The following is a 25,826-nucleotide window of genomic DNA, read 5'->3' as shown; positions in this document are numbered from 1 at the left end:
CCCCGGCGATTTCCCGCCACCATGCCACAGGGCGGGATGCTCAGCGCGGCTCGCGCACCACCGCCGTCTCCCCCGCCGGAACACTGACCGAACCCGGCAGCACCTTGCCGGTCAGCAGCTCCGTGGCGTCCGACGCGACGGCCACGTGGGCGGGACGGTCGGTGTGGTTGACGAGGAAGAGATAGTCGGCGTCCGCGCCCCGCCGCAGGACGGCCTCGACGCCCTGCGGCGTGCTGCGCACCGGCTCCACGCCCGCCTCCCGGCGGATACGGTCCAGGAGCGCGGCCAGGGTCGTCGGGTCGGGAAGGGTGGCCACGTACCAACTCACCCCGGACCCGGTGCTGTTGCGCGTCACCGCCGGTACGCCGCTCAGCGGACCGGTCGTGTACGACTCGACCGGCTCGGCGCCGGACAGCCGTACCCGCTCCGACCACAGGGTCCCCGTGCCGCCCCCGCTCAGCCCGACCGGCTCCCCCGGCAGCAGCGGGAACAGCTCGTCGGTCCGTACCCCGAGCGCCTCCCGGAACGCGCCCGGGTAACCGCCCAGCCGGACATGGCAGTTCTCGTCGACCGCACCGCTGTGGAAGCCGACCGCCAGCGTGCCGCCGCCCGACGCGAAGGCCGTCAGATTCCTCGCGCCCTCGTCGTCCACCAGGTACAGCGAGGGGGCCAGCACCAGCCGGTAGGCCGACAGGTCCGCGTCGGGCCGTACGAAGTCCACCGCGATGCCTGCGCGCCACAGCGGCTCGTACCAGGCGCGGACCAGGTCCTGGAAGCGCAGCTCGGCGCTCGGCTGGGAGGGCAGTTCCATCGCCCAGCGGGAGTTCCAGTCCCAGACGATGGCCACCTGGGCCGGGACCGTACTGCCCCTGACCTCGGCCAACGCCCGCAGATCCGCGCCGAGCCGGACCACGTCCCGCCAGATCTGACTGTCCGTGCCCGCGTGCGGGAGCATCGCCGAGTGCCACTGCTCGGCGCCCGCCTTCGCCGCGCGCCACTGGAAGTACGCGATGCCGTCGGCGCCCCGGGCCACGTGCGCCAGGGCATTGCGCCGCAGTTCGCCAGGACCCTTGGCCCTGTTCACCGGCTGCCAGTTCACCGCGCCCGTCGAGTGCTCCATCAGCAGCCAGGGGCCGCCCGCGAGGGAGCGGACCAGGTCGCCGCTGAGCGCGATGTCGATCTCGGACTCGGGATCGGCCGACCGGAGGTAGTGGTCGTTGGAGACGATGTCCAGCTTCGGGGCCCAGCGCCAGTAGTCGAGGGCGTCGAAGTTGTACATCACCATGAAGTTGGTGGTGGCGGGGATCTGAGGGGCCGCCGCCAGCAGAACCTCGCGCTCCGCCTCGTACAGCGACAGCAGCTCGTCGCTGCAGAAGCGGCGCCAGTCCAGCTGGTGGGTGGGGTTCGGGACGGCGCCGGTGGGGCGGGGCGGCAGGATCTCGTCCCAGTCGTAGTACCACTGGCTCCAGAAGCGGGTGCCCCAGGCGTCGTTGAGCGCGGCGAGATCGTCCGCGTACCGCGCCCGCAGCCAGCGCCGGAAGGCGGCCGCGCTCTCGTCGCAGTAGCACTCGGCGTTGTGGCAGCCGTACTCGTTGTGGACGTGCCACATCGCCAGCGCCGGGTGCTGCGCGTAACGCCCGGCCAGCGCCCGCGCCATCCGCAGCGCGGCGTCGCGGTAGGCGGGGCTCGACGGGCAGAACGTCTGGCGGCTGCCGTACGACAGCCCCCTGCCGTCCTTGTCGACGGGCAGTGCCTCGGGGTGGGCGCGGAAGAACCACGCCGGGGGCGCCGCCGTCGGGGTCGCGAGGTCGGCCGCCATGCCGTGGGCATGCAGCAGGTCCAGGACGCGGTCCAGGAGGGAGAAGTCGTACTCGCCCTCCTTCGGCTCCAGCAGCGCCCACGAGAAGATGCCGACGCTGACCATGGTGACCCCGGCCTCGCGCATCAGGCGCATGTCCTCGGCCCAGACTTCCTCGGGCCACTGCTCGGGGTTGTAGTCGCCGCCGTAGGCGATGCCCTCGACGGACAGTTCCCGCTTCATCGGGCGCCCCCGGACAGCAGCCGGCGCGTCGTCGACACGCCCCACTCGTCCAGCGAGAGCAGTCGGTCGCTGGACGCCATCAGGCCGCCCGTCGCCTCGACGTGCGCCGCCCACTGCGCACGGGTCTCCACCGCCGGGCGGGCCATCAGGCAGTCGGGGTCGTTGATCCACAGGCGGCCGTGCTGCCACTGCCGGCCGGCGCCGGTGAACTCGGCCGGGTCCTGGCCGGGTTGGCTGTGGTCGTCGGCCTCGGGGCGGCGGTGCGGGGCCGTGTCGGGGCTGACCCGCATCGCGTCGAACAGGCCGATGGACGCGAGCAGGGGTGCCCCGCAGCCCAGCAGGTAGGCGTCGTCGCCGATGGCCTCGCGGATCAGCTCGATCCCGGAACGGTACGCCGTCAGCGCGGCGGCGTCCCCGTCGTCTCCGTCGTGCCGTACGCCGTCCAGGGCGCCCGCGTAGAGGAAGTCGACCTTGAAGTAGTCGTAGCCCTCGGCGCGCAGGGTCCGGAAGACCTCCGTCAGGTACGCCGCCGCCTCGGGGTGCGTGGTGTCCAGGACGCGCAGGTCGTGACCCCAGTTGCGGCCGGCGTGCGTGAAGCCGCCGTCTTCGTCGCGGACCAGCCACTCGGGGTGCTCGGCGGCCAGGTCGCTCGCCGGGTCGACCAGGAAGGGTGCCGTCCAGATGCCGGCGCGGCGGCCCCTCGCCCGGATCGCGTCGGCGATGCCCGCGCGGGATCGGAAGCGGCCGGAGAGGGTGAGCCAGTCGCCGAGGGCCTTCTGGTAGCCGTCGTCGATCTGGACGACGTCGACGGGCAGGTCGAGGGTGTCCATCGCACGGAGGTTCTCGTGGATGTCGTCCTCGGTGACGGCGGTGAAGTACTCGTACCAGGAGCACCAGACGGTGGGCGCCGGGCGGGGGGCCGGCAGCTGGAGGCCCTCGGCCCAGTCGCCCAGCACCGACTGGATGGTGGCGCCCGTCCACTCCTTCACCGGCCCGTCGGCGCTGACCTCCGCCGTGTCCCCGTCGACGACCAGGCGGATCGACGGCACCGCACGGGTCGGCTCGACGGCCGCCCACAGGCGTACGGGTGAGCCGTCGCCGGGGTCCAGGGCCAGCAGCCCCTCGCCCTGGAAGGCTCCCTCGGGGACGGTGACGCCGGGCCGGTAACAGACCGTCGCCCAGTTGTCGTTGGTCGGACGGTACGGCTTGCCGCCGAGGGCGTAGGCGCCGCTCGGGCTCCAGGACTGCCAGCCCTCCTCGTGGACAAGGGCGGTGCGCAGGTCCACGGGCACGGAGGCGACGGGGGTGAAGAGGTGGTGCACGGGTGTCTCTTTCAGGAAAGGGGCCGTCAGCCCTTGTTGGCGCCCAGCGTCAGACCGCTGACGAACTGCCGCTGGAGCACGAAGTACACGATCAGCGTGGGGATCGCGGTGAGTAGAGCGCCTGCGGCGACCAGGTTCGGGTCCGTGAAGTACGCGCCGGTGAGGTTGTTCAGCGCCGAGGTGATCGGCATGTTCTCGCCGGTCGAGATCAGGACGAGGGCCCAGAAGAAGTCGTTGTAGATCCAGATGGACAACAGCGTCGCCAGGGCCGCCATCGCCGGGCGGCACAGCGGCAGCACGATCTGCCAGTACTGCCGCCACACCGAGGCGCCGTCGACCAGCGCGGCCTCGGTCAGCTCGTGCGGCAGCGAGCGCATGTAGTTGCTGAGCACGAAGGCGCAGAAGCCCGACTGGAACGCGACATGAATCAGCACCAGGCCGAGCGCGGAGTCGTAGAGCTTGCCGCTCATCGTGATGCCGGGCAGGTCGATCAGCAGGTACAGCCGGTACAGCGGGGTGATGATGACCTGCTGCGGCAGCAGGTTGCCCGCCGTGAAGACCAGCAGCAGCGCCAGGTTGATGCGGAAGTCGAAGCGGCTCACGTAGAAGGCGACCATCGAGGACAGGAACAACGTCACCAGCACCGCCGGCACGGCGATGATCATGGTGTTGACGAAGTAGTGGCTCATGTCCGACTGCTGATACGCGTTCGTGAAGTTGTCGAAGTTCAGCGTGTCCGGCCAGGACACGTATCCCTTCTCGCTCGTCTCCGAGTACGGCCGCAGCGCCGCATAGATCGCCCAGGCCAGCGGCGCGAGCCAGGCCAGCGCCGCGCCGGCGAGGAAGACGTGCAGCAGGATCCGGGCGGGGCGGACGGGGGCGCGCTTCTTGCCGAGCGCGAGGGTGCCGGTGCTCATGCGCGCCGCTCCTTCCGGAAGGTGGCCACCAGGTAGGGAATGATCACGACGAGGGAGATCAGCAGCAGGACAACCGCGATCGCGGAGCCGTATCCGATGCGGCTGGACTCGCCGATGATGTTGTTGGTGACCAGGATCGAGAGCAGCTCGGTGCCCTCGGCGCCCTTGTTGAAGACGAAGACCAGGTCGAAGGCGCGCAGGGCCTCGATGATGGTGACGACCAGGACGACGGTGTTGGTGGGGCGCAGTGTCGGGAAGATGACGTTCCTGAACGTCTGCCACTCGCCCGCCCCGTCGAGCGCGGAGGCCTCCCGCAGGGACGGGTCGACGCCCTTCAGGCCGGCCAGGTACAGGATCATCATGTAGCCGGTGTGGCGCCAGGACGCGGCGACGAGGATCGCCCAGAGGTTGAGGTCCGGGTCGCCGATCCAGTCGATGTACTTGCCGGGCTCGTTGGCCCCGATGAGGCTGTTGATCAGGCCGGTGTCGGGGTTGTAGATCAGCTGCCAGACAAAGCCGATGACGGCCATCGACAGCACGACCGGCAGGAAGAACGCGGTCTGGTACACCCTGCTGAACCGGATCTTCTTGTCCAGCTGCACGGCCAGGAACAGGCCGAGCGGGGTCGGGATCGCGATCAGGACGACGAACCAGATGACGTTGTGCTGGACGGCGGGCCAGAACTGCGGGTTCTGCTCGAAGAGTTCACGGAAGTTCTGCAGCCCGACCCACTGGATCGAGTCGAAGCCGATCCCGTCCCAGGTGGTGAAGGCCAGCGCGATCGAGGCCAGCGCCGTGACCCAGACGAGAGCGATGTGCAGGACGGTCGGCAGGCCCGCCATCAGCCCGAGGGTGAGCCGGTCGCGGCGGGTCAGCAGACGGCGGTGCCCGTGGGGCACCTTCTTGGCGGGGGCAGCGCCCGGAGGCGGCACGGCGGCCGCCTCCGGGATCTCCTTGGTGGTTTCTGTGGTCATGTCGATCAGCCGGACGCGAAGATCGTCTTCTTCTGGCGCTCGATCGAGGACAGCAGACTGTCCACGCCCTTGGGGTCGCGGATGAACTTCTGCAGCGCCGGCTGCATCACCGTGGAGGTGAAGTCGGGGCGGGAGTCGCGGTCCATGAACTGCGTCAGCGACTTGGCGCCGGCGATCATGTCGTACGCCTTCTTCTGCAGGGCGGTGTACGAGGAGGTGTCGGCCTTGGTGGAGGCGTGGACCGAGCTCGGGTCGGACTTGAGATAGACGGTCTCGGCCTCCGGGGTGCCCAGGAACTCCAGCAGCTTGACGGCCTCGGCCTTGTTCTTCGGGCTCTTGCTCATCATGAAGCCGTCGGTCGGCGCCTCGACGGTGTCCTGCCCGAACTGCGGGTCGATCTCCGGGAACGCGAAGAAGTCGAGGTCGTCCAGGGCGGCCTTGTCGGTGAACTGCTGGGCCACGAAGGTGCCGAGCAGATACATGCCGGCCTTCTTCGAGGCGAGCGTCTGGGCCGCGTCCTGCCAGGTACGGCCGACGGCGCCCTCCTGGTGGTACGGGAGGATCTCGGTCCACAGGTCGAAGACCTTGCGCACCTTGGCGTCGGTCCAGGAGGCCTTGCCGCCCATCAGGTCGACGTGGAAGTCGTAGCCGTTCTGGCGGAAGTTGATCTGGTCGAAGGTGCCGAGCGCGGGCCAGGCGTCCTTGTCGCCGAAGGCGATCGGGACCAGCTTGTCCTTCTGCATCTGCTTGCAGAGCGCGACGAAGTCGTCCCAGGTGGTGGGGACTTCGTAGCCGTTCTCCTGGAAGACGCTCTTCCGGTAGAAGACCGCCCACGGGTACGTGTACAGCGGCACGAAGTAGTACTTGCCGTCCTCGCCCTTGCTGAGCTTCTTCATCGCGTCGGGGAAGTTGCCCCCGATGGTCTGCCACACGTCGTCGATCGGCGTGGCCAGTCCCTTGGCCGCGAAGAACTGCATCCGGTAGCCGGCGAACCAGGTGAACACGTCGTCCGGCGTGCCCTGGAGGTAGGAGTTGATCTGCTCCTGGAAGGTGTTGGAGTCCTTGGTGTTCACGTCGACCGTGATGCCGGACTTCTTCTTGTAGGCCGCGTAGATGTCCGCGAACGCCTTCTTCGGCACGGCGTCGGACGCCTTGGAGCCGAGGGTGACGGTCTTCGGGTCGCTCGCCGTGCCGCTGCCGCCGCAGGCGCTGAGCAGCGGAATGCCCGCGCCGAGTACGGCGGTGCCGCCTATGCCGCGCAGCAGGGTGCGCCGACTCGGCGAGGACAGCGAGAGACCGGAGGGGGAGAGGTGCTGCATCTACGGCTCCTGAGGGCAGGGTTCGATCATGAGGGTTGGACGCGTCGAAGTCCGTCGTAACCGATCAGAAATCAACTTGACCGAACACGATGGCGCAATAACAGCCGTATGTCCGGTCATGCGTCAAGGGATGTCGATCGACGTTTCGGAAACGTGACCGATATCTCGGATCGACGTTCAACACTGCGTTGAGGGCAGGGAACCGAAGAGGCGCACGGCTGTCACCGTCGAGCAGGGACAGCCGAGGGAGGGACTCGGAAGGGGGAGGGACTAGCGGACGGTCACGGTCCTGGTCTCGCTCACCTGGTCGACCTCCGACGTCCGCACGGTCACCTTCATCTCCCACTTCCCGGCGAGGGGCAGGTTGAGGAAGCTGTTGCCCCAGTAGCCGCCCTTGTCGGCGACTCCGGCGTCGATGGGACCGACGTCCTTGGCCGGGAGGGTGAAGGAGACGCGCAGTTCGGGGACGGTGGCGACGCCGCCGTCGGGGCCGAAGACGATGGCCTCGATGGAGTTGTCGCCGACCCGGCCCGGGTCGAGGGTGATCTGCACCTTGCCGTGGCCCCCTTGGGTGCCGACGTCGAAGGGAACGACCGTCACGGAGGCGCCGATCACCGCGGGCGACTCCGCCGCCGCCTCGGCCTGCGCGCGGCCGGGCAGGGTGCTGGTGAGGATCGTGGTGACCGCCAGCACCGCGGCACCGACGGCGACCTCGGCCAGGACGGAACGGCGCAGCGCCCGGCGCTGCGGGTCGGTCGGCGGCGGTACGTCGGCCTGCGGCGCCTCGGGCAGCGCGGGCGGCCCGCCGACAGGCTCCGGAACCCGTTCGTGCTCCTTCTCCGCCACGACCGCCGCCGCGTCGGCCGTCGCCAGCCGCGCCGTCCAGCGCCGGGACACGGCCGCCGCCGCGAGCAGCAGAGCCACCGCGACGAGCTTGAGGACGAGGAGCCTGCCGTACGTCGTGCCGGTGAGCGCGTCCCAGGAGCCGAGGCCGCGCCAGGACTGGTAGACGCCGGTGACGACCAGGACGGTCACGGAGGCGAACGCGAGGCGGGAGAAGCGGGTGACCGCGGCCGGGGTCAGGCGGGCGCGGTACAGCGTCGCGAGCAGCGCCGCGAGCCCGCCCATCCACACCGCCGTGGCCAGCAGGTGCAGCGCCGAGGACGTCATCGCCACGGGCACCTGGATGCCCGCGGAGGCGTGCTCGCCGGCCGCCCAGGTCACGGAGAGACCGACGGCGAGGGCGGCGCCCGCCCAGCCGTAGGGCTTACGGCGCCCGGTGAGCCGTACGAGATAGACGGCGGCGACGGCCAGGAGGCCCAGCCGGGCCAGCAGGACCGCGCCCGGGCGGCTCGTCAGGGTGCGGGAGAGGGAGTCGAAGCTCAGGGATCCCAGGGGGCCCTCGCCCGTCTCGTACGGGGCGCGCAGCACCAGCAGGGCGAGGGTGGCGGCGAGGAGGGTCCACCAGGCGGCCCTCAGCAGCTTGAGGAGCACCGGGGCGTCCGGTGGGCGGCAGACCGCCATGAAGGTCGCGGCGCCGATGAGCAGGGCGGCGGCGAGGTAGGCCAGATAGCGGGCGATGTTGTAGAGGCTCTTGGTCGCCGGGTCCTCGGCGGGTCCGGTGTCCACGGTGGCCGTCGTCAGGGACGGCTTCCCGACGGAGAACGTGAATGCCCCGGACACCGGGTGACTGTCGGCCGACACCACCCGCCACGCCACCGTGTACGTGCCCTCGGCCAGCTTCGCGGGCAGCGTCACCCGGGCGCTGTCACCGCCGTCCGTGCCGTGCTCCGGCTCACCCGTGCGCAGCCGGCGGCCCTCGGGGTCCAGCACGCGGAAGGAGTCGTCGAGCAGGCCGACGGACTCCGTGAAGGTCAGGGTGAGGTGACGGGGGGCCGACTTGAGGACGCTTCCGTCCTCGGGGTCGGTGGCGCGGAGGGCCGCGTGGGCCGACGCGGGGGCTGTGCCGCCGAGGAGGAACAGGACCAGCAGGGTGCCGAGCAGCACCAGCCGTTGAATTCCTCGCCGCCCCTGGATTCGGCGCCGCGCTCGTCGTCGGTCATCGCACCCCACGTGTGTCACATCTCCGTCGTCGGACTTGAGGCCTCGGGGATAGGTACGGACGCGAACCATCGCACGCTCACCTCTTCCCCGGTTCATCCGCCCAGCTCGAACCAGAGCAGCTTCCCGGCACGACGGTCGAAGGCGCCGCCGCCGTCGCCGCCGAGGGACACACCGCCCCAGCAGTCGGCGTATTCCTGTACGAGGCGCAGGCCGCGACCACCGACGGCACCCGGCGGGGCGAGTGGGACGTGATCGTGGGGCGGCCGGCCAAAGGGTGCGGGCACGCGGGCGTGACTGTCCCAGACTCCGACGCGCAGCCGCCCGTCGGCGAGCGCGGTCAGGCGGAGGGATGCGGGGCCGTTGGTGTGCCGGTAGGTGTTCGTGACCATCTCTGAGGTCATCAGCTCGACGGCATCGAGGATCTCGGCTCTGCCGTGACTGGCCAGCACCGACCGTACGGTCATGCGTGCGACCCGTGCCGCGCGGGGGTCGTGGGGCAGACGGAGGGCGTACGTCCAGGTGTCGGGCGGGGATACGGTGCGCATGGAAGCCTCCGGCTGTCTCACAAAGAGGGGAGTTCGCGGTCGCTCAACTGCCTTGCCCGGCGGTGGCATCGCCTGGATTGGTGCGCTTCCGGCTTAGGGACAGGGGGAGTTGGACGGTGTGGCGCTACGCTAGCGCAGCGCTGAGATACTTCTCAGTGAATCCAGAGAAGTCCATTGGTGATTACCTCCTGTGAGGTACCTGAGCGCCGCGCCACGGCCGGAAAGGAGGGCCCCTTGCCCACCGCCAGCACACTCACCCTGCGACAACGGCGTCTGGGCGCTGAACTGCGCAAGCTTCGCGAGCGAGCGGGGCTTACGGCCACCGGCGCCGCTGCAAGGCTCGGCGTCAACCAGGGACGGGTCAGCATGATCGAGACAGGGCGCAGTCCCCTGAGTGCCGACCGCGTGCGCTCCCTCGCGCGCTCCTACGACTGCGGCGACCCCCAGCTCGTGGATGCCCTTGCCGCTATGGCGCAACGCCAGGCGAGCGGCTGGTGGGACAGTTACCGCGACCACCTGCCGGTCGGCCTCATCGACCTCGCCGAGTTGGAACACCACGCGACAGCCCTGCGCGTCGCCCTGGTCATTCACATCCCCGCCCTGCTCCAGACGACCGACCATGCCCGCGCCCTCTTCAAGGCGGCGGTGCCCGCACTGCGGCAGTACGAGATCGAGCACCGCGTCAGCCACCGGATCAAGCGGCAGGGAGTGCTCCACCGCGAGGACCCGCCCCCGTACACAGCGGTGATCCACGAGTGCGCACTCCACATGGGGTACGGCGGTCCTGCCACCGTGCGCGCTCAGCTCCAGCACCTTCTGGACATGAGCGAGCTGGACCACGTCACCCTGAGGGTCATCCCGTTCGGCAAGGGCTCGTTTCCCGGCACAGGACAGTCCGTCGACTACCTGGCGGGGCCGGTTCCGCAGCTCGACACTGTCCAACTGGACACCTACCACGGCTGCGACTTCCTGGACGCGGAAGCCCAGTTGGGGAAATACCGCGTCGTACTCGACAGCATGGAGGCGGACGCCCTCAAACCCGCAGACTCCCGTGACCTGATCCACCGGATCGCCCAGACCACCTGAGGAAACCGTGCCCGAACTCCACTGGAAGAAGTCCAGCTACAGCCCCGACGGCTCGAACTGCGTCGAGATAGCCACCACCCCCACCACCATCCACATCCGCGACTCCAAGAACCCGACCGGCCCGCACCTCACCCTCCGGCCCACCGCGTGGACGGGCTTCCTCTCACTCGCGATGGCCGCGACGCGGTAATCCGCGTACAAGTTCTTGCAAGTTCCTGGCTCCCATTCGACGTTGAGCGCAAGATCGAGCACTGATGCCCAACAACAAGGGAGGCAGCGATGGCTCTGATCAAACTTGGCCAGGACCCCGAGAGCCCGGAGGGTAAGTCGCCCACCATCTACCTCGATGACGAGAAGGGCACCTACCTGGTGCAAGGCTGGAAGGTGGACGACGAAATTCGGCGTTCGCAGCTGGATCTTCCAGGCCACGAGGATGTGATCGAGATCCCTCAGCGCATGGTGCAACTCTTCCCGGAAGTGAAGGGCGGTGGCCGTGCCGACGCTTGAGGACAGACTGCGGCGCTGCACCCGTTCCGCCGTCCATCTGGAGATGCGCGACGCGTACATGCGCTCCGACCCTCGATTCGCGGCCTGGCAGAACGGCGTCCGCAATGATCCCGCGGAGAGCGACCCGGACCGTCGACCGTGGCTACGGCTCGTCGCCGACCTCGTAGCCCAGGGCGTCGAGGTCCGCAGGGCCCGGATCGTGTCGGAGCCGGTGTCGGACTACATCCGGTTCGAGCACCACCTGACCGGCCCCAACGTGGAGTCCGGCGAGCAGGTGCGCTGGCTGCCACGCCGTCACGCGTCCGCGCTGGCCCTCCCCGGCAACGACTTCTGGCTCTTCGACGACAGCTCCGTTGTCTTCAACCACTTCGCCGGTGATGGCGAACTTGCTCCGGACGACGAGGAGTTCACTGACGACCCGGGTGTCGTGAAGCTGTGTGCCGGTGCCTTCGAGGCCGTCTGGGCCTTGGCAGTGCCACACGAGGACTACACGCTCTCCTGATCCACAATCCCCGGTGTGACTTCATCCAGTGTTCAGCAGGCACGGGAGGCCCTCGGCCGGCGTCTCCGCGAGATCCGCCTGGACGTCGGCCTTACGGCACGAGAGCTGGCCAGGCGCGCCGACTGGCACGAGTCGAAGTGCTCCCGACTTGAGAACGGGCGCACGTCCCCGTCCGACGCGGACATTCGGACGTACACGACTCTCTGCGGCGCGCAGGACCAGACCTCCGACCTGATCGCCACGGCACGTGGCATAGAGGGCGCCTACATCCAGTGGCGGCGCATGGAGCGGGCGGGCCTTCGGCGCGTCCAACAATCTGTGGCACCGCTCTTCGAGCGCACCCGCCGATTCCGCGTCTACCAGTCCTGGGTGCTCCCCGGTCTGCTACAGACCTCCGCCTACACCCGCGCGGTGCTGAGCACCGTGGCCCACCTCCGGGACGTCCCCGACGACATCGACGACGCCGTGGCGGTCCGCATGGATCGGCAGCGCATCCTCCACACCGGCGACCACCGGTTCGCCCTGCTCGTCGAAGAATGGGTACTGCGCACCGTCATAGGCGACGACGACACTATGGCCGGAGCACTCGGCCACCTGCTCTCTGTCGCCTCGCTCCCTTCCGTCAGCCTGGGCGTCATTCCTCTCGGCGCACCGCGTGGTTCCGGGTGGCCCGTCGAATCGTTCACCATGTACGACGACGCACAGGTGAACGTGGAACTCGTCTCCGCACACCTGACCGTCACCCAACCCGGCGAGATCGCGGACTACGCGAAGGCGTTCGCCGAGCTGTCCGCCATCGCCGTGTACGGCACACAGGCCAGATCGCTCATCACCGCCGCCATCGACGCACTCGGGTGATCGCTGCGCAAGCTCATGCAAGTCCGTGGATCGGCAACCCGCTGTCTCCATACGGTCGTTGCACCGAGAGGCGATCGGACGTGGAGGCGACGCATGGAGACCCGGAAGCCGCAGGATTACGGCCTGACCGAGCTGCCTGCCGAACCCTCCGCCGTACCTGGCTGTGCCGCGTGTCTGCCACTGGCCGTTGCCAGACAGAACGCCCGCTCCACCGGTGACTACAGTGCCGTATCTGACGTGAATGTAGAGCTGCGTAAGCATCAAGCAGCGACACACACGTCATGAGCAAGGAAACGGGCTCAAGTCTCTATGCCAACCGGCCCTTGATGACCATGCGCGTCTCTCGTGACTCCGGGCGTACGTGGGGGCCTGAGCAGATCGTGTTCACCACAGATGACCTGCCGGCCCTGCTCACTGCCGATTGGCCGCCCTGCCGGTGCCGCCGCTGCAACGAAATGGGCAGGCGCCCCGGTCGTTGAGGGGTCTCCCTCTCCTCCCCCTTGAACTCCCGCTCGACCCGGGCGGCGGCGGTCAGCCATGGCCGCGATCAGTTGAGCAGGAAGGTGCAGTGATGCTGAACGGAAACGACCTGTACGCACTCGACATCAACGGGGCCTCGTTCGTGAAGGCATGCGGAGGCCCCTGCACCGAAGGCTGCGTAACCCTGGCACGGATCGGCGACGACGCCTGGGCCCTCGGTGACAGCAAGCGGCCCGACGCACAGCCGCTCCGCTTCACCACGGAGGAACTGGACGCGGTCGGCATCGACCCAACGCGCTTCGGACTGAACGTCTGACCCTCCCCTCCCCACCAGCCGGGCCGGAGCCACCCCTCGTCCTCGGATCCGGCCCGGCTCGCACGTCTCGAACGGGATCGACTGGTGCACCACCACGGCTACCTCTGGACCGGCCCCAAAGAGCGCTTCGATAACGAGGCCCTACGGCGGCCTCCGCACCCTGAGCCCCCACCCCCACCGGCCCCCAACGACCTCACCGGGGAACGCTTGCTCCAGCGCTACCGCGAGGTGGCGACGGAGTTCCTCACCTGCGACCTGCCGCCCCTGGAGACGGCGTACTGGCTCGTCAAGCCGCGCTCGCTCGTGCGCGGCACCTGGGGCGAGGCGAAGGAAGCAGCCGCCTGGCTCGGAGAGCGGCTGGCCGAGTACGGGCATCGGTTCGCCTGTGCATACGGCCGTGACCCCGCCTGGCCGGCCCACCTGGTCGACTCCGTCGCCCAGCGACTCGCCACGGGAGCCGACGCGTCGTACGGCCTCTACCTCGAACGCCCCGCGTACCTGTCGCTGGCCGTGGTGACCTGCTCCCACGAACCGTTCGACGGCCACCCTGCGGTGTCCCCTCGGATGACCGTCACCACGTCGGCCGAGCCGACACCCCACCGTCCACCACCAGGTCATGCCCGGTGACCCAGGACGCCAGCCCCGACGCCAGGAACACACACGCGTCCCCCACGTCCTCAGGCCGCCCCAGTCGCCCCGTCGGCGCCGACCGCTCCCACCGCCGCACCCCCTCCGGCCACGCCTTCTCCAGCCCTTCCCGGTGGATCAGCCCGGGCGAGACCGTGTTGACGCGGATGTCGAAGGGGCCGTACTCCAGGGCGGCCGAACGGGCGTGCATCACAACTGCCGCCTTGGCGGCGGAGTAGTGGGCGTGCAAGGGCGCCGGATGCGTCGCCTCGATGGAGGCGATGTGGGTCACCGAGCCGCCGCCCTCCTGCTCCCGCATCACCTCGGCCGCGGCCTGCGTACACGCGAACACGCTCGACAGGTCGGTGTCCACGACCGCCCGCCACTCCGCCACGGTCATGCCCGGCAGCTCCCGCGTCGGTTGTACGCCCGCGTTGTTGACCAGCGCGGTCAGTCGCCCGTCACCCCAGTCGGCGGCCTCCCGCACCACGCGTCGGCAGACGTCCTCCCCGGTCAGATCCCCCCGCACGACGAGCGCCCGCCCACCCGACTCCCGGATACGGGAAGCCACTTCCCCCGCCGCCTCCACCGCCGTACGGCAATGCAGGACGACCGCCGCCCCCTCCTGCGCGAACCGCATGGCGATCCCGCGCCCGATACCGCCACCCGCACCCGTGACGAGGGCGACCTGTCCTTCGAGGAGTCCGCGTCCGGTCATGGACGGCACAGTGCCGCGATTCGCGCGGCCTCGGAGGGATAGCGCGCCGTCAGCTCCGCCAGGTCGCCGTGCTCGTAGCCCTCGTAGGTGAAACCGGGCGCCATCGTGCAGCCGAAGAAGGACCAGGAACCGCCCTCCGCCACCCGCGCCCCCATCCAGGTCCCGGCGGGAACGGTGAGCTGGATGTGCCGGCCCCGCAGGACGTCGGGGCCGAGCACGGCGGTGCGTGACGTGCCGTCGGGGGCGAGGAGGAGCAGTTCCAGCGGGTCGCCCAGATAGAAGTGCCAGACCTCGTCGGACGGCAGACGGTGCAGGGCCGAGAAGTCGTCCGCGGTGAGCAGGACGACTATCGCGGTCCCCTGCGGCCGTCCGTCGGGCAGCTCGGGCCCCGCCCAGGTCTGCCTGAACAGCCCGCCCTCTCGCGGGATCGGCTCCAGTGAGTAGTGCGCGACGAGGTCTTCGGGGGTCACGCCCGGAAGGCTACCTCCCGGGTCAGGAAGGCGAGTTGGGCCTTCTTCTCCGGGATGTACACGTCCGGGAGGTCGACCTCCGGCAACACGACCACCGGGCCGGCCACGAAGCCCTGCTTGAGGAAGCGGGCGATGGCCTTTTCATTGCGCACATCCGGGTCGACGACCACCCGTCGGCGGTCCAGGGTGCCGAAGACGTACGACGCGACGACGGCCAGCAGCACCGAGGTCCAGCCGGGCCGCGCGCCCCCGGGACCGGCGGGCGCCAGCAACAGGTGGATGCCGATGTCGCCCGGAAGGACCTCGTAGCACTCGCTGACCCGGTCCGCCTCCGGCTCGTACGTCTGGAGCACCGCCACCGGGTCCCCGTCCAGTGCCACGAGGAAGGCGTGGTGGGTGTCGAGGGTGTCCATGTGGGCGTAGATCCCGGCCACTTGGTCCCTGGTCAGGCCGTTCATGCCCCAGAAGGAGGCCCGTTCCTGGCTGACCCAGCCGTGCAGGAGGTCGGCGTCGGCGTGCGGGACGAGGGGGCGGATGCGGACGGTGCCGAATCCGTCGACGGCCTGCTCGTGGACTGCTGCGGACGGCTCAGACATCGGATTCCTTCTCGAACTCGGTGAAATCGGTGACGACCGGGACCAGATCTCCCCCGACCCACAGGGGGAGCTGGTCGCGGTGGTGGGGCGTGGCGGGGATGCCGGACGCGCCGAGCGGGACCACCCAGCGGCTCGCCTCGCGGTCGGCCAGGTCCCAGACGTAGCGGGCGGCGGGTCCGCGCGCGCTCAGGTCGGTGAGGCCGGGCACGGCGGAGGTGCACAGCACGCAGTCGTGGTCGCCGGAGAGGCCGGGTCCGTCGTACGGGCCGGTGGGGAGCGCCCGCCACGGGGCGAGGCGGTGGGTGTCGCCCCAGGTGCCGGTGAACTGCCCGGCGGACGCGGCGGCCACCTCCTCGACCGCCTCGCGGACGATCTCGGCGCGGTCGATGCCGTACAACTCCTCGGCGCGCAGCAGGTGTTCCAGGGCGAAGCCGACGCGCGGGAGCAAGGCCAGCCAGGGGAGGAGGACCTCCGGGTAGGCGGGCGGGGCGGACAGCGCGGCGAAGGCCGGGTGCGCGGCGAGTCGCCGGACGACCGCACCGCGCACCGCCGCGTACCCGGCCGCGGCCACGCTGTCCGCGTCCATGCGGCGGTCCCAAACGAGGAGGGTCCGGCGGATGCGGGCAGCCTCGGGGCTGAGGGTTTCGAGAGCGTGCAGCATCCCCAGCAAGGGTTCCGCGGAGGCGAGTTGAGTGTCCATGTGGATCGCCGGCATGTCGGCGGCCGACCACTGGTCCTTCTCGCCCAGCAGGGCCGTGATGCGGTCGGCGCGATGGGGCGGGGCGAACTCGACGCCCAGGGGTGCGGCGAGGCCGCGCTGGTTGGCCATGGCGGCGACGCCGTCGGTGAGGCCGCCGCGGGGCGTCTCGTGCCAGCCGCGCCAGTCGTGGCCTGGCTGCCAGGCGGGCACGAGCCGGGTGCGGTTGGCCTCGGAGCGCACCGGCACCTTCCCGGCGACGCGGTGCAGCAGGCCGCCCTCGGTGTCGGCGGCCTGGACGACGTTGACGGGCTCGGCCCACAGGTCGACGGCCCGGTCGACGTCGGTGACGCCGCGGGCGCGGAGGAGGGGGAGGAGGGCGCTGAAGCCGAGGTCGGCGGTGACGCGGGGCGGGTAGCGGAGGGTGACGGCGAGGGGGCCGTCGGCCCGGACATGCCCAGCGGAGAAACCTTCCTGCAACTCTTCGGGCAGCCCGTCCTGCGACCCCTCGGGCAACCCCTCGGACAGCCCGTCCGGCACCCCCTCGGGCAACCCTTCCGGCCCCCCGATGATCACCGGCCCCCGCTCCGTCTCGATCACCTCGACCTCGGCCGGCTCCTCCCCCGCGACCTCCACGACCTCGGTGTGCCGCACCGCCCGCCGCCAGACCCCGTCCGGGTCCAGGGCCTCCACGCCCGCCCCGGTGCGCCGCAGCCGCTCCCGGTACAGGTCCTGGTAGTCGGCCATGGCGTTGGTGATGGCCCAGGCGACCGTGCCCGTGTGGCCGAAGTGGGCGATGCCGGGGACGCCGGGGACGGCCAGGCCGACGACGTCGAACTCGGGGCAGGAGAGGTGGATCTGCTGGTAGACCCCTGGCTCCTCGATGAAGCGGTGCGGGTCGCCGGCGATGATCGCGTGTCCGGTGACGGTCCGTTCCCCGCTCACCAGCCAGCCGTTGCTGCCGGAGGTCGCGGGCCCGTCGGCGGCGAACAGCCCGACAGCGTCGGCGCCGAGATGCCGTACGACCTGCTCACGCCAGAGCTTGGCCGGGAAGCCCGCGAAGAGGATGTGGATGCCGAGCCAGATGCCGAGCGGGGTCCAGGGTTCCCAGCGGCCGGGGGCGAGCCCGGCCTGCGCGAACTCCGGGCTGCGGCGGGCGCCTTCGGCCAGACTCTCGTTGACCCCGTCGACGTACGCCCGCACCCACTCCGACGTCTCCGGGTCCCGTCTCTCCAAGGCGTCGAAACAACGTCTCGCCGTGTCGTCGAGGCGGGCCCGTCTGACGAACCGGTCCCAGGGCAGGGCCTCGGCGCCGAGGAAGGACGCGGACGTGCCCTGGGACCGGTGCCGCTCCACCTCCAACTGCCAGGCCCGGTCCAGGGCGGTGACGCGGCCCTGGACCCGGGCGAGTTCTCTCGCTCCGTCGGCACGGAGATGCGGTATGCCCCAGGCATCACGGAAGATCTCGCCGGTCACCTGTGCCCCTCCTTTGCTTTAGGTTAGGCTTCCCTAAGTTATTGGTGCGGGAATCGTACGCGAAAGGTGAAGACACCATGGGGCAGGGGCACGGCTGGGAGGGCGCGGTCCTGAAGCTGCTGCGCGCCAAGGACTTCGTGTTCACGGTGACGGGCGCCGAGGACGTCACGCCGCAGTACCGCCGCGTCCACCTCAAGGACGGCGGCATGCTCGCGGTGACCGGCGTCCATCCCACCATGTGGGTCCGCCTGTGGTTCGACAACGCGGGCAAGCCGCACCAGCGCGCGTACACCCTGGTCGACGCGGACCCGGAGGCCGGCACCTTCAGCCTGGAGTTCGCCCTGCACGAGGGGTGCGCGAGCGACTGGGCGCGGGCGGCACAGCCCGGCGACACGATCGAGGCGACCGTCCACGGCACGGACTTCGCCCAACCCGACCCGGCCCCCTCCCACGTCTTCGCCATCGCGGACACGGCCTCCCTCCCCGCCCTCAACTCCCTCCTCTCGGCCCTGGACTCCGCGCCGGCGACGGTGTGGTTCGAGGGCGAGCGGGACGGCCTGCCCTTCCGGACGGCCGAGGCCCGGCACGACGTACGGACCCTGCCCAGGCGCGACGCCGGGGCCCACCTGGTAACCCAGGTGAAGGAGGCCCTGCCCGACCTGCTCAAGGGCACCGATGAGCCGTACGTCTGGATCGCCTGCGACACGGCGACGACCCGCGCCCTGACCTCCTACGTCCGCAAGGAACTGGGCCTGCCGAAGCAGCGGGTGAACGCGCTGGGGTACTGGCGCCCCTGACCGGGCAGGGACGCGGACCCCTTGCGCGTCCCTGCCCCCGCGCGCGTACGGTCGGTGCGCGCGGGATGATCGGGGTCATGGACGTCACCCTGCATCTCGCCCAGGACCCCGAGGCCGACGCACTCCTCGGCCGCAGCCCGCTCGCCGCACTGGTCGGCATGCTGCTGGACCAGCAGGTTCCGATGGAGTGGGCGTTCAAAGGTCCCCGTACGATCGCGGACCGGCTCGGCGCGGACGACCTCGACGCGCACGACATCGCGGCCCAGGACCCCGACGCCTTCGTGGCCCTGCTGTCCGAGAAACCGGCCGTGCACCGCTACCCGGGCTCCATGGCCAAGCGGATCCAGCAGCTGTGCCAGTACCTCGTCGAGCACTACGACGGCGAGGCCGAGCTCGTCTGGAAGGGCGTCGCCGACGGACGTGAACTGCTGCGCCGTCTGGAGGACCTGCCCGGCTTCGGCAAGCAGAAGGCCCAGATCTTCCTCGCCCTCCTCGGCAAGCAACTGGGCGTGCGCCCCGCGGGCTGGCAGGAGGCCGCGGGTGCCTACGGCGAGCCGCAGGCCTTCCGCTCCGTCGCCGACATCACGGGCCCCGAGTCCCTGACCAAGGTGCGCGCGCACAAGCAGGAGATGAAGGCGGCGGCCAAGGCGGCGAAGGCGGCGCGGAAGTAGGCAGCGCGGCAGCGGCCCCCGGCCACGGCGAGCGGCCGGCCGTCAGCCGACTGGACCGCCCCGAATGGCGGGCGGAACGGGGACGTTCCCAGCATGGAGCATGACCGAGTCACCGGGTGGCCCCCTCGGGGGCCGGGACTATGACGACCGGCGGGTTCATGCGGGGCATCCGCCCGGGGCGGGGGCGGCGCGGGAGGCCGAGCCCGCCTTCGAGGGGCCCCTGCACGTCCTGTCCCGGGCCGCCTGGCAGGTCGTGCTGGGCACCGGGGTCTGCTCGCTGGTGCTGGGCATCCTGGTCCTGGTCTGGCCGGATGCCCCGCTCTTCGTCTCCGCGGTCCTCTTCGGCCTCTACCTCCTGATCAGCGGCGTCTTCCAGCTGGTCTCCGCGTTCGGCACGCACCGGACGACCTCGCTGCGGGTGCTGGCCTTCGTCAGCGGCACCGTGTCGGTCCTCCTCGGTCTGTTCTGCTTCCGCCGCCCGATGCAGTCGATCCTGCTGCTCGCCCTGTGGATCGGCATCGGCTGGCTCTTCCGCGGCGTCACCCAGACCCTGGCCGCCGCCTCCGACAAGTCCATGCCGGCCCGCGGCTGGCAGATCTTCCTCGGCATCGTCACCGTCGTCGGCGGAATCGTGCTGATCGACTCCCCGATCGAGTCGGTCACCGTACTGATGCTGCTCGGCGGGTGCTGGCTGGTGGCGGTCGGTGTCGTCGAGATCGTCATCGGAATCCGGATGCGCAAGCGGGCGCGCCAGGTCCCGCACGAGCTGTGAGACGCGCCGCGGATCAGTACGCCGTGCGGGCGTATCTCACCCCGAACGGGATGAACGCCGTGCGGCCCCCGGGGAGATGACCTTCCGTGAGTACCGCGAGTACCGCACGCCGCCGCTCGCGCAGCCGCGCCTGGCTGCGGGTCCTCGTGCTGCTGCTCGCGCTTCTGGTGCCCGGCGCGCACGCCCAGGCGCACGCCCTGCCCGTCGTGGCGGGCGCCCCCGGCGAGGTCGCCGAGCATGACGTCCTCGACACGGCCCTGCGGCCGGCGGCCCGCGGCGACCGGCGCAGCGCCGTACGGCCGGCACGGTCGGGTACCGGCCCGCAGCCGAAGCCCGCGCGATGCGTCCGGGCAGGCCTGACGCCTGCCGCGCCGCCACGGCCGCCGTACCTCACGCACATCGTGCGCACCGTGGTCCTGCGCTGCTGACAGACCCCCGCGACGAGGTCAGTCAGTACGGCACAAGGAGCCACAAGGAGCACAGCCATGCCCACCGACCACTACGCCGTCCTGCGCGCCCTGCTGCGCGCGGAATCCGTACGCAACACGCCGAAGCCGCAGCCGCAGAAGGAGAAGCCGCAGCACGCCCCGAAGGAACGGGGGCGCGGCTGACACGGGCGCGGCGGAGGCGGGCTCCCACCGGGTCCACCGGTCTGCGGGTCTACCGCCTCCGCCGCGCCGTGCCGAAGACCGACCGGGTGATCTCCCGCCCGATCTGCGAACCGAGCGACCGGGCGAGGGACTTGAACATGCCGCTCCCGACGACCTGCTCGACGACGGAGGACTGCTCCTTCTGCTCCTCCCGCTCCTTGTGCCGGCCCCTGCGCTCCCCGGCCGCCGTGGCCTCGCGCATCTCGTCCGGCCCCTTCGCGCCGCGGGACGCGTGGAGCCGCTCGTACGCCGACTCCCTGTCCACAGCCTGTGCATACCGCCCGTACAGCGCGGACGCCGTCACCGCCCGCTCCAGCGCGCCGGCCTCGACCGGCCCCATCAGCGACTCGGGGGCCCGCAGCCGGGTCGCGGCGACCGGTGTCGGGGCGCCCTTCTCGCTGAGCACCGTCACCACGGCCTCGCCGGTGCCGAGGCCGGTGAGGAGTTCCTCCAGGTCGTACGCCGAGTTGGGGAAGGTCTTCACCGTGGCCTTGAGCGCCTTCTGATCGTCCGGCGTGAAGGCGCGCAGTGCGTGCTGGATGCGGTTGCCGAGCTGGCCGAGCACATCGGCGGGGACGTCCTTCGCCGTCTGCGTCACGAAGAAGACGCCGACCCCTTTCGAGCGAATCAGCCGCACGGTCTGCGCGATCGAGTCCAGGAAGGCCTTGGACGCGTCGTCGAACAGCAGATGCGCCTCGTCGAAGAAGAACACGAGCTTCGGCCTGTCGGCGTCCCCGACCTCGGGCAGGTCGTGGAAGAGGTCCGCGAGCAGCCACATCAGGAACGTCGAGAACAGCTGCGGTCTGTCCTGCACGGCGGCCAGTTCGAGGACCGACACGACGCCCCGCCCGTCGGGTGCCGTCCGCAGGAACTCGCTCGTGTCGAACTCCGGCTCCCCGAAGAAGTCCGCCATGCCCTGCGCCTCGAAGGCGGTCAGGGAGCGCAGGATCACCCCGGCGGTGGCGGTCGAGAGCCCGCCGATGTTCCTGAGCTCTCCCTTGCCCTCGTCGGAGGTGAGGAAGGCGACGACCGCCCTGAGGTCCTTGAGGTCGACCAGCTCCAGGCCCTTGGTGTCGGCGTAGTGGAAGATCAGGCCGAGGGACTGCTCCTGGGTCTGGTTGAGCCGGAGCACCTTGGACAGCAGGACCGGGCCGAAGCTGGTGACCGTGGCCCGTACGGGAATGCCGTGGCCGATGCCCCCGAGGGCGTAGAACTCGGCGGGGAAGCCGGTCGCCGCCCACTCCTGGTGGACCTCGGCGGCACGCGAGCGCACCTTGTCGTTCGCCTGGCCCGGCGCCGCGACCCCGGACAGGTCGCCCTTGATGTCCGCCAGGAACACCGGCACACCCTGCGCCGACAGCTGCTCGGCGATCAGCTGGAGCGTCTTGGTCTTGCCGGTACCGGTGGCGCCCGCGACCAGGCCGTGCCGGTTCAGCATGGGCAACGGCACCCGGACCTGCGCGTCGGGCAGGCACCGGCCGTCCCAGAGCAGGGCGCCCAGATCGAGGGCGGGGCCGCCGAAGGCATACCCGGCGGCGATCTCCAGGGCCTCCTGCGGCAGCGCGGCGGCAGTGCCCCGCATCTCGGGAGCCCCGGCCGACGACACGGTCGCCGGCCCGCCCTTGGCCCTGCTCTCTCGCTCGCTCATGCCAGACCTCCGCCCACTGAAATTCCGACCTATCCCCGTTCGGAGCAACCCGTCGCAGCACCCCGCCGCCCCGTCGATCTGGCCGTCGCCGTCTCGATCTTTGCCGTTTCATTCCGTTTGCCCCGGTTTTTCCAGCGTCGCACTGCGCCGCCATGGCTGCGCCCGGAAGGTCTTGACCGGTAGGCTTTCCGTGTGATCTTCAAGCGCATCGGAAACGGCCGGCCGTACCCCGACCACGGCCGGGAAAGCACCCGGCAGTGGGCGGACGTCGCGCCGCGCCCGGTCCGCCTCGATCAGCTCGTGACGACCAAGGGCCAGCTCGATCTGGAAACCCTGCTCGCCGAGGACTCGACGTTCTACGGCGACCTCTTCGCGCACGTCGTGAAGTGGCAGGGCGACCTGTATCTGGAGGACGGCCTGCACCGCGCGGTGCGCGCGGCGCTCCAGCAGCGCCAGGTGCTGCACGCGCGCGTCCTCGAACTGGACTGAACCCGGGCCGGCCCGCTCCCGGGCGCCACTTGTTGACCCTTTCGGGTTGGACCGGGCGGCATCGAATGATCATCTAGTAGGCATTGCCGCTCGGGCGCACTACGCTGCGCCCATGAGCATGCTGACTCCCCCGGGCATGGGCGGCCAGTACCGGATCAAGGGGGACAAGTACCCGCGAATGCGCCGTCCTCGGCGGCGCGGCAGGCTCGTCGTCCTCACCGTCGCCTCGGCCGCCGTACTAGGCATGATCGGCTGGGGCACTCTGCAGCTCATCGATGTCTTCACCGACGGCGGAAAGGCCTCGGCGGCCGGTCCGAAGGCCGACTGCGGGTCCCGGGCCACGCCCTCGGCCACCGCGGCGGCGGCCCTGCCCAAGCCGGGCGGGATCACCGTCAACGTCTTCAACGCCACGACCCGCAGCGGCCTCGCCAAGCAGACCGCGGACGAGCTGAAGAAGCGCGGCTTCAAGATCGGCGACGTGGGCAACGCGGCCAAGGAGTTCGACAAGAAGGTCAAGGGCACCGGGCTACTGCTCGGCCCGTCGTCGTCCCTGGACACCGCGCTGCCCGTCCTCGGCACCCAGCTCGGCACCGCGGAGCGCCGCACCGACGCCGCGCGCAAGGGCCCGGCCGTCGACCTGATCATCGGCAACGGCTTCAAGGAGCTCGCGAAGAAGGCCGACGCCGACAAGGCGCTGGCCACGCTGGCCAACCCCGAGCCGACGCCCACCGGCAAGAAGAGCTGCTGAGGGAGAGCAGGGCCCTTAAGCCTCGTGGAGCCCGTTCGGCAGCCCGGCAGGGCTACTCGGCGGCGCCGTACAGGCGGTCCCCTGCGTCCCCGAGCCCCGGCACGATGTACCCGTGCTCGTTGAGGTGGTCGTCGACGGCGGCCGTCACGACCGTCACCGGGGTGCCCGCGAGCTCGCGTTCCATGAGCTCGACGCCCTCGGGGGCGGCCAGCAGCACCACGGCCGTGACGTCGTCGGCGCCGCGCTTGATGAGCTCCTGGATCGCCGCGACCAGCGTGCCGCCGGTGGCGAGCATCGGGTCCAGGACGTAGACCTGACGGCCCGAGAGGTCCTCCGGCATGCGCGAGGCGTACGTGGAGGCCTGGAGCGTCTCCTCGTTGCGGATCATGCCCAGGAAGCCCACCTCGGCGGTCGGCAGCAGCCGGACCATGCCGTCCAGCATGCCGAGGCCGGCGCGCAGGATCGGCACCACGAGGGGGCGCGGGTAGGAGAGTTTGACGCCGGTGGTGCCGGTGACCGGGGTCGTGATGTCGACCGCTTCGGTGCGCACGTCCCGCGTGGCCTCGTAGGCGAGCAGGGTGACCAGTTCGTCGGCGAGCCGGCGGAAGGTCGCGGAGTCGGTGCGCTGGTCGCGCAGCGCGGTGAGCTTGTGGGCGACCAGGGGGTGGTCGACGACGTGGAGACGCATGTCCACAACAGTAACCGGGCCCGGTATGCCCAGCGTCCTCACACGCAGCAACCCCAGGGCCATCACTTAACCCTTGCGCTGGCATCAAACCGCCCATCGGAGGGAAAGTGGGAGGGACGTACCGGGGGTGATGTGCCGATGCCTGACCGTGAGTCCCCGGCGGACACCGCGCAGGAGGAAGCCGACTCCGCGCGTCGCCGCCGCCGGGCGCAGTTCCTGCGGGAGCTCGCCGAAGCCCGCGCGCTGCGGGACCGCGTCCAGCCACGCCGCGCCAAGGCGGCCCGGCTGCGCCACGCCATGCGCATGCGAACGTTCCGCTGGTAGGGCGAGGCACCGGGGAAGATCCGCCCCCTTCGGGGGCGTTGAGGTGGTGAGCGTGCGTGGACACCTGGAAAAGCCGCGTACGATCCGCACGTGGCGGCAACGAGTGTGCTGGTGAGTCCTTCACGGACGTGCTCGCGGACCCCCTCGGGACGACGCGATCAAAACTGCCGGACACAGGGAGCCGAAGACGTCCCCTGAACGCCTTGTTTCTGCCACGATTCCGAGTGGGTGGGCTCGGAGCACAGCTCTCCCCGCCCCCAACCTCCGCCGGGGGGACCCCCAACCGGCACGCCTATGACCAGTGGGAGAGTCACGGTGTACTTCGCCGCACTGCTCGCGCGCACCGAAGACGGGTGGGAAGCGAGCGACACAGAGCTCGACGATGTGGAGACCCTGTCGGATCTGGCCGAACTGGCCCGTGAAGCCTCGCCCGAGGACGACACGGTGCTGGTGCTCATCGAGCAGGAGGACGCCTGGTTCGGCGTCGTCCGCATCGACGGTGAGGACGACCCGCGTATCTACGTCTCGGACGCCGCCGCCGCTGCCCGCAGCAGCTACGGCGAGATCCTGCTCACCGACGAACTGCTCGGCAGGGAGCCCGGCGACGACAGCGCCGACCTGGACTCCCTCGACCTCGACGGCACGGAGGAGCCCGACGGCGACTCCGATGACGACGAGGAGGGCGGCGGCGCGGACGCCGTCCCGCACAGCCCCGTCGGCGACAGCGAGATCCTCGACGACCTCGGCGTCGGCGTGAAGGAACTCAAGGCCCTGGACGCCGAGGACGCGCTGGGCGCGATCGCCGAGGCGCTGGGCGCCTCGGAGGTGTTGGAGACCGTCCGCTGACCCGTTCGACGGGGTCGGCACCCGAGGGGCCCGAGGTGCCTGAGGAATCCGAAGTGCCCGACCCCGTACGCGACCGCTGGCGGGCCGCGATGCGGCTCGCCCTGGACCAGGCCGAACGGGCCGTCCGGGGCGGGGACGTCCCCGTCGGCGCCGTCGTGCTGTCCGCCGACGGCACGACCGTGCTGGGCGTCGGCCACAACGAGCGCGAGGCGACCGGCGATCCGACCGCCCACGCGGAGATCCTGGCGATCCGCAAGGCTGCCGCGCAGGTCGGCGAATGGCGGCTGTCCGGCTGCACGCTCGTCGTCACGCTGGAGCCCTGCACGATGTGCGCGGGCGCCATCGTTCAGTCCCGGGTCGACCGGGTCGTCTACGGCGCCCGGGACGAGAAGGCCGGCGCGGCGGGCTCCCTGTGGGACGTCGTGCGCGACCGGCGGCTCAATCACCGGCCCGAGGTGATCGAGGGCGTGCTCGCCGAGGAGTGCGCCCGGCTGCTCACGGAGTTCTTCCGGGATCGGTGATCCGAGCTCGGCGAATACCGATTTCGGAGCAGGCCGGGGCGTGCTGTAAGGTCTCCCTCGGTAGCGTGTCCGAGCGGCCGAAGGAGCTCGCCTCGAAAGCGAGTGTGGCGCAAGTCACCGAGGGTTCAAATCCCTCCGCTACCGCTGAAGAAGGGCC

Annotated in this window: 29 protein-coding genes, 1 tRNA gene and 1 pseudogene; 18 read left to right on the top strand and 13 right to left on the bottom strand. The window is 70.5% G+C overall.

What is annotated here, in order from left to right:
- Positions 1-40: 40 nt before the first annotated feature.
- The 7 genes from OG331_RS26395 to OG331_RS26365 all read right to left on the bottom strand — a co-directional run bounded on the left by OG331_RS26395 (position 41) and on the right by OG331_RS26365 (position 9,182).
- Positions 41-2,041 carry a beta-galactosidase gene (locus OG331_RS26395; RefSeq protein ID WP_406200504.1) on the bottom strand — a complete coding sequence of 667 codons (2,001 nt, stop codon included), beginning with the start codon at positions 2,039-2,041 and terminating at the stop codon, positions 41-43.
- Positions 2,038-3,363 carry a glycoside hydrolase family 36 protein gene (locus tag OG331_RS26390; protein WP_406200502.1) on the bottom strand — a complete coding sequence of 442 codons (1,326 nt, stop codon included), beginning with the start codon at positions 3,361-3,363 and terminating at the stop codon, positions 2,038-2,040. Before OG331_RS26390 ends, OG331_RS26395 begins: the two co-directional genes overlap by 4 nt.
- Before the next feature lie 26 nt (positions 3,364-3,389).
- Entirely contained in the window at positions 3,390-4,280 is an 891-nt protein-coding gene (locus tag OG331_RS26385; protein WP_362387066.1) for a carbohydrate ABC transporter permease, read from the bottom strand.
- A complete protein-coding gene (locus tag OG331_RS26380) occupies positions 4,277-5,254 on the bottom strand; it encodes a carbohydrate ABC transporter permease (RefSeq protein ID WP_406200499.1) in 978 nt (325 codons plus the stop codon). Before OG331_RS26380 ends, OG331_RS26385 begins: the two co-directional genes overlap by 4 nt.
- 5 nt (positions 5,255-5,259) lie before the next feature.
- Entirely contained in the window at positions 5,260-6,573 is a 1,314-nt protein-coding gene (locus OG331_RS26375; protein WP_406200497.1) for an ABC transporter substrate-binding protein, read from the bottom strand.
- Between the two features lie 270 nt (positions 6,574-6,843).
- Complete coding sequence (locus tag OG331_RS26370) at positions 6,844-8,580, bottom strand: copper resistance CopC/CopD family protein (protein WP_406200495.1); 1,737 nt, start codon at positions 8,578-8,580, stop codon at positions 6,844-6,846.
- 149 nt (positions 8,581-8,729) lie between these two features.
- A complete protein-coding gene (locus tag OG331_RS26365) occupies positions 8,730-9,182 on the bottom strand; it encodes an ATP-binding protein (RefSeq protein WP_406200493.1) in 453 nt (150 codons plus the stop codon).
- 234 nt (positions 9,183-9,416) lie between these two features.
- Here OG331_RS26365 and OG331_RS26360 point away from each other — a divergent pair, with 234 nt between their 5' ends.
- The 7 genes and pseudogenes from OG331_RS26360 to OG331_RS26330 all read left to right on the top strand — a co-directional run bounded on the left by OG331_RS26360 (position 9,417) and on the right by OG331_RS26330 (position 13,499).
- A complete protein-coding gene (locus tag OG331_RS26360; protein WP_365061409.1) occupies positions 9,417-10,268 on the top strand; it encodes a helix-turn-helix transcriptional regulator in 852 nt (283 codons plus the stop codon).
- Between the two features lie 7 nt (positions 10,269-10,275).
- Positions 10,276-10,458, top strand: a complete 183-nt coding sequence (locus tag OG331_RS26355) for a DUF397 domain-containing protein (protein WP_365061410.1) — start codon at positions 10,276-10,278, stop codon at positions 10,456-10,458.
- A gap of 89 nt (positions 10,459-10,547) precedes the next feature.
- Positions 10,548-10,775 carry a hypothetical protein gene (locus OG331_RS26350; protein WP_406200491.1) on the top strand — a complete coding sequence of 76 codons (228 nt, stop codon included), beginning with the start codon at positions 10,548-10,550 and terminating at the stop codon, positions 10,773-10,775.
- The gene (locus tag OG331_RS26345; protein WP_365061412.1) at positions 10,762-11,277 is read left to right on the top strand and encodes a DUF6879 family protein; all 516 of its coding nucleotides are present in this window, start codon (positions 10,762-10,764) and stop codon (positions 11,275-11,277) included. Before OG331_RS26350 ends, OG331_RS26345 begins: the two co-directional genes overlap by 14 nt.
- Positions 11,278-11,292: 15 nt before the next feature.
- On the top strand, positions 11,293-12,135 hold the full coding sequence (locus OG331_RS26340) for a helix-turn-helix domain-containing protein (RefSeq protein ID WP_406200488.1): 843 nt from the start codon (positions 11,293-11,295) through the stop codon (positions 12,133-12,135).
- Between the two features lie 571 nt (positions 12,136-12,706).
- On the top strand, positions 12,707-12,931 hold the full coding sequence (locus tag OG331_RS26335) for a DUF397 domain-containing protein (RefSeq protein WP_406200486.1): 225 nt from the start codon (positions 12,707-12,709) through the stop codon (positions 12,929-12,931).
- Positions 12,932-13,015: 84 nt separating this feature from the next.
- A pseudogene (locus tag OG331_RS26330) lies at positions 13,016-13,499 on the top strand (hypothetical protein).
- A 3-nt stretch (positions 13,500-13,502) separates the two neighbouring features.
- Here OG331_RS26330 and OG331_RS26325 read toward each other — a convergent pair.
- Genes OG331_RS26325 through OG331_RS26310 form a run of 4 tightly spaced genes read right to left on the bottom strand, consistent with a single transcriptional unit; the run spans position 13,503 to position 17,515 of the window.
- Positions 13,503-14,276, bottom strand: a complete 774-nt coding sequence (locus tag OG331_RS26325) for an SDR family NAD(P)-dependent oxidoreductase (RefSeq protein ID WP_406200483.1) — start codon at positions 14,274-14,276, stop codon at positions 13,503-13,505.
- Positions 14,273-14,746, bottom strand: coding sequence for a cupin domain-containing protein (locus OG331_RS26320; RefSeq protein ID WP_328426348.1), 474 nt, complete (start codon positions 14,744-14,746; stop codon positions 14,273-14,275). The genes OG331_RS26325 and OG331_RS26320 overlap by 4 nt, the downstream gene beginning before the upstream one ends.
- On the bottom strand, positions 14,743-15,342 hold the full coding sequence (locus OG331_RS26315; protein WP_406200480.1) for a GNAT family N-acetyltransferase: 600 nt from the start codon (positions 15,340-15,342) through the stop codon (positions 14,743-14,745). Before OG331_RS26315 ends, OG331_RS26320 begins: the two co-directional genes overlap by 4 nt.
- On the bottom strand, positions 15,335-17,515 hold the full coding sequence (locus OG331_RS26310; RefSeq protein WP_406200478.1) for a penicillin acylase family protein: 2,181 nt from the start codon (positions 17,513-17,515) through the stop codon (positions 15,335-15,337). Before OG331_RS26310 ends, OG331_RS26315 begins: the two co-directional genes overlap by 8 nt.
- Positions 17,516-17,592: 77 nt before the next feature.
- Between OG331_RS26310 and OG331_RS26305 the strand changes: the two genes are divergently transcribed.
- The 5 genes from OG331_RS26305 to OG331_RS26285 all read left to right on the top strand — a co-directional run bounded on the left by OG331_RS26305 (position 17,593) and on the right by OG331_RS26285 (position 20,366).
- Positions 17,593-18,312, top strand: coding sequence for a siderophore-interacting protein (locus OG331_RS26305; RefSeq protein WP_406200476.1), 720 nt, complete (start codon positions 17,593-17,595; stop codon positions 18,310-18,312).
- Between the two features lie 77 nt (positions 18,313-18,389).
- Positions 18,390-18,983, top strand: a complete 594-nt coding sequence (locus tag OG331_RS26300; protein WP_383246985.1) for an HhH-GPD-type base excision DNA repair protein — start codon at positions 18,390-18,392, stop codon at positions 18,981-18,983.
- Between the two features lie 100 nt (positions 18,984-19,083).
- A complete protein-coding gene (locus OG331_RS26295; RefSeq protein ID WP_406200474.1) occupies positions 19,084-19,755 on the top strand; it encodes an HdeD family acid-resistance protein in 672 nt (223 codons plus the stop codon).
- A gap of 86 nt (positions 19,756-19,841) precedes the next feature.
- Complete coding sequence (locus OG331_RS26290) at positions 19,842-20,183, top strand: hypothetical protein (protein WP_406200472.1); 342 nt, start codon at positions 19,842-19,844, stop codon at positions 20,181-20,183.
- A 57-nt stretch (positions 20,184-20,240) separates the two neighbouring features.
- Positions 20,241-20,366, top strand: a complete 126-nt coding sequence (locus OG331_RS26285) for a hypothetical protein (RefSeq protein ID WP_328880642.1) — start codon at positions 20,241-20,243, stop codon at positions 20,364-20,366.
- Positions 20,367-20,415: 49 nt separating this feature from the next.
- Here the strand turns inward: OG331_RS26285 and OG331_RS26280 are convergent, their stop codons facing one another.
- Complete coding sequence (locus OG331_RS26280; protein WP_406200469.1) at positions 20,416-22,053, bottom strand: helicase HerA-like domain-containing protein; 1,638 nt, start codon at positions 22,051-22,053, stop codon at positions 20,416-20,418.
- A gap of 192 nt (positions 22,054-22,245) precedes the next feature.
- Here OG331_RS26280 and OG331_RS26275 point away from each other — a divergent pair, with 192 nt between their 5' ends.
- Positions 22,246-22,542 carry a type II toxin-antitoxin system VapB family antitoxin gene (locus OG331_RS26275; protein ID WP_003999914.1) on the top strand — a complete coding sequence of 99 codons (297 nt, stop codon included), beginning with the start codon at positions 22,246-22,248 and terminating at the stop codon, positions 22,540-22,542.
- Between the two features lie 136 nt (positions 22,543-22,678).
- Positions 22,679-23,290: a LytR C-terminal domain-containing protein gene (locus tag OG331_RS26270; protein WP_406210284.1), complete on the top strand. Its 612-nt coding sequence runs from the start codon at positions 22,679-22,681 to the stop codon at positions 23,288-23,290.
- Between the two features lie 52 nt (positions 23,291-23,342).
- Here the strand turns inward: OG331_RS26270 and upp are convergent, their stop codons facing one another.
- Positions 23,343-23,978 (bottom strand): uracil phosphoribosyltransferase, encoded by a 636-nt coding sequence (gene upp, locus OG331_RS26265; RefSeq protein WP_406200467.1) that lies wholly within the window; start codon positions 23,976-23,978, stop codon positions 23,343-23,345.
- A gap of 138 nt (positions 23,979-24,116) precedes the next feature.
- Here upp and OG331_RS26260 point away from each other — a divergent pair, with 138 nt between their 5' ends.
- From OG331_RS26260 to OG331_RS26245, 4 genes are all read left to right on the top strand, one after another.
- Positions 24,117-24,302: a hypothetical protein gene (locus OG331_RS26260; RefSeq protein WP_328880639.1), complete on the top strand. Its 186-nt coding sequence runs from the start codon at positions 24,117-24,119 to the stop codon at positions 24,300-24,302.
- 315 nt (positions 24,303-24,617) lie between these two features.
- Positions 24,618-25,148 carry a hypothetical protein gene (locus OG331_RS26255; protein ID WP_362387172.1) on the top strand — a complete coding sequence of 177 codons (531 nt, stop codon included), beginning with the start codon at positions 24,618-24,620 and terminating at the stop codon, positions 25,146-25,148.
- Between the two features lie 89 nt (positions 25,149-25,237).
- On the top strand, positions 25,238-25,669 hold the full coding sequence (gene tadA / locus OG331_RS26250; protein ID WP_406210281.1) for a tRNA adenosine(34) deaminase TadA: 432 nt from the start codon (positions 25,238-25,240) through the stop codon (positions 25,667-25,669).
- 59 nt (positions 25,670-25,728) lie between these two features.
- A tRNA-Ser gene (locus OG331_RS26245) sits at positions 25,729-25,813 on the top strand.
- Positions 25,814-25,826: the final 13 nt, after the last annotated feature.

The organism is Streptomyces sp. NBC_01017, from assembly GCF_045162795.1.
Lineage (GTDB): Bacteria > Actinomycetota > Actinomycetes > Streptomycetales > Streptomycetaceae > Streptomyces > Streptomyces machairae.
The sequence above is the reverse complement of the archived record's forward strand: the minus strand, read 5'-3'. Positions and strand labels throughout refer to the sequence as shown.

What these genes read in the sequence shown, in the direction of transcription:
- OG331_RS26395 (WP_406200504.1), bottom strand. Translation starts at nt 2,041, where the DNA reads ATGAAGCGGGAACTGTCCGTCGAGGGCATCGCCTACGGCGGCGACTAC.
- OG331_RS26385 (WP_362387066.1), bottom strand. Translation starts at nt 4,280, where the DNA reads ATGAGCACCGGCACCCTCGCGCTCGGCAAGAAGCGCGCCCCCGTCCGC.
- OG331_RS26380 (WP_406200499.1), bottom strand. Translation starts at nt 5,254, where the DNA reads ATGACCACAGAAACCACCAAGGAGATCCCGGAGGCGGCCGCCGTGCCG.
- OG331_RS26375 (WP_406200497.1), bottom strand. Translation starts at nt 6,573, where the DNA reads ATGCAGCACCTCTCCCCCTCCGGTCTCTCGCTGTCCTCGCCGAGTCGG.
- OG331_RS26365 (WP_406200493.1), bottom strand. Translation starts at nt 9,182, where the DNA reads ATGCGCACCGTATCCCCGCCCGACACCTGGACGTACGCCCTCCGTCTG.
- OG331_RS26350 (WP_406200491.1), top strand. Translation starts at nt 10,548, where the DNA reads ATGGCTCTGATCAAACTTGGCCAGGACCCCGAGAGCCCGGAGGGTAAG.
- OG331_RS26335 (WP_406200486.1), top strand. Translation starts at nt 12,707, where the DNA reads ATGCTGAACGGAAACGACCTGTACGCACTCGACATCAACGGGGCCTCG.
- OG331_RS26325 (WP_406200483.1), bottom strand. Translation starts at nt 14,276, where the DNA reads ATGACCGGACGCGGACTCCTCGAAGGACAGGTCGCCCTCGTCACGGGT.
- OG331_RS26315 (WP_406200480.1), bottom strand. Translation starts at nt 15,342, where the DNA reads ATGTCTGAGCCGTCCGCAGCAGTCCACGAGCAGGCCGTCGACGGATTC.
- OG331_RS26305 (WP_406200476.1), top strand. Translation starts at nt 17,593, where the DNA reads ATGGGGCAGGGGCACGGCTGGGAGGGCGCGGTCCTGAAGCTGCTGCGC.
- OG331_RS26300 (WP_383246985.1), top strand. Translation starts at nt 18,390, where the DNA reads ATGGACGTCACCCTGCATCTCGCCCAGGACCCCGAGGCCGACGCACTC.
- OG331_RS26295 (WP_406200474.1), top strand. Translation starts at nt 19,084, where the DNA reads ATGACCGAGTCACCGGGTGGCCCCCTCGGGGGCCGGGACTATGACGAC.
- OG331_RS26285 (WP_328880642.1), top strand. Translation starts at nt 20,241, where the DNA reads ATGCCCACCGACCACTACGCCGTCCTGCGCGCCCTGCTGCGCGCGGAA.
- OG331_RS26280 (WP_406200469.1), bottom strand. Translation starts at nt 22,053, where the DNA reads ATGAGCGAGCGAGAGAGCAGGGCCAAGGGCGGGCCGGCGACCGTGTCG.
- OG331_RS26270 (WP_406210284.1), top strand. Translation starts at nt 22,679, where the DNA reads ATGGGCGGCCAGTACCGGATCAAGGGGGACAAGTACCCGCGAATGCGC.
- upp (WP_406200467.1), bottom strand. Translation starts at nt 23,978, where the DNA reads ATGCGTCTCCACGTCGTCGACCACCCCCTGGTCGCCCACAAGCTCACC.
- OG331_RS26260 (WP_328880639.1), top strand. Translation starts at nt 24,117, where the DNA reads ATGCCTGACCGTGAGTCCCCGGCGGACACCGCGCAGGAGGAAGCCGAC.
- tadA (WP_406210281.1), top strand. Translation starts at nt 25,238, where the DNA reads ATGCGGCTCGCCCTGGACCAGGCCGAACGGGCCGTCCGGGGCGGGGAC.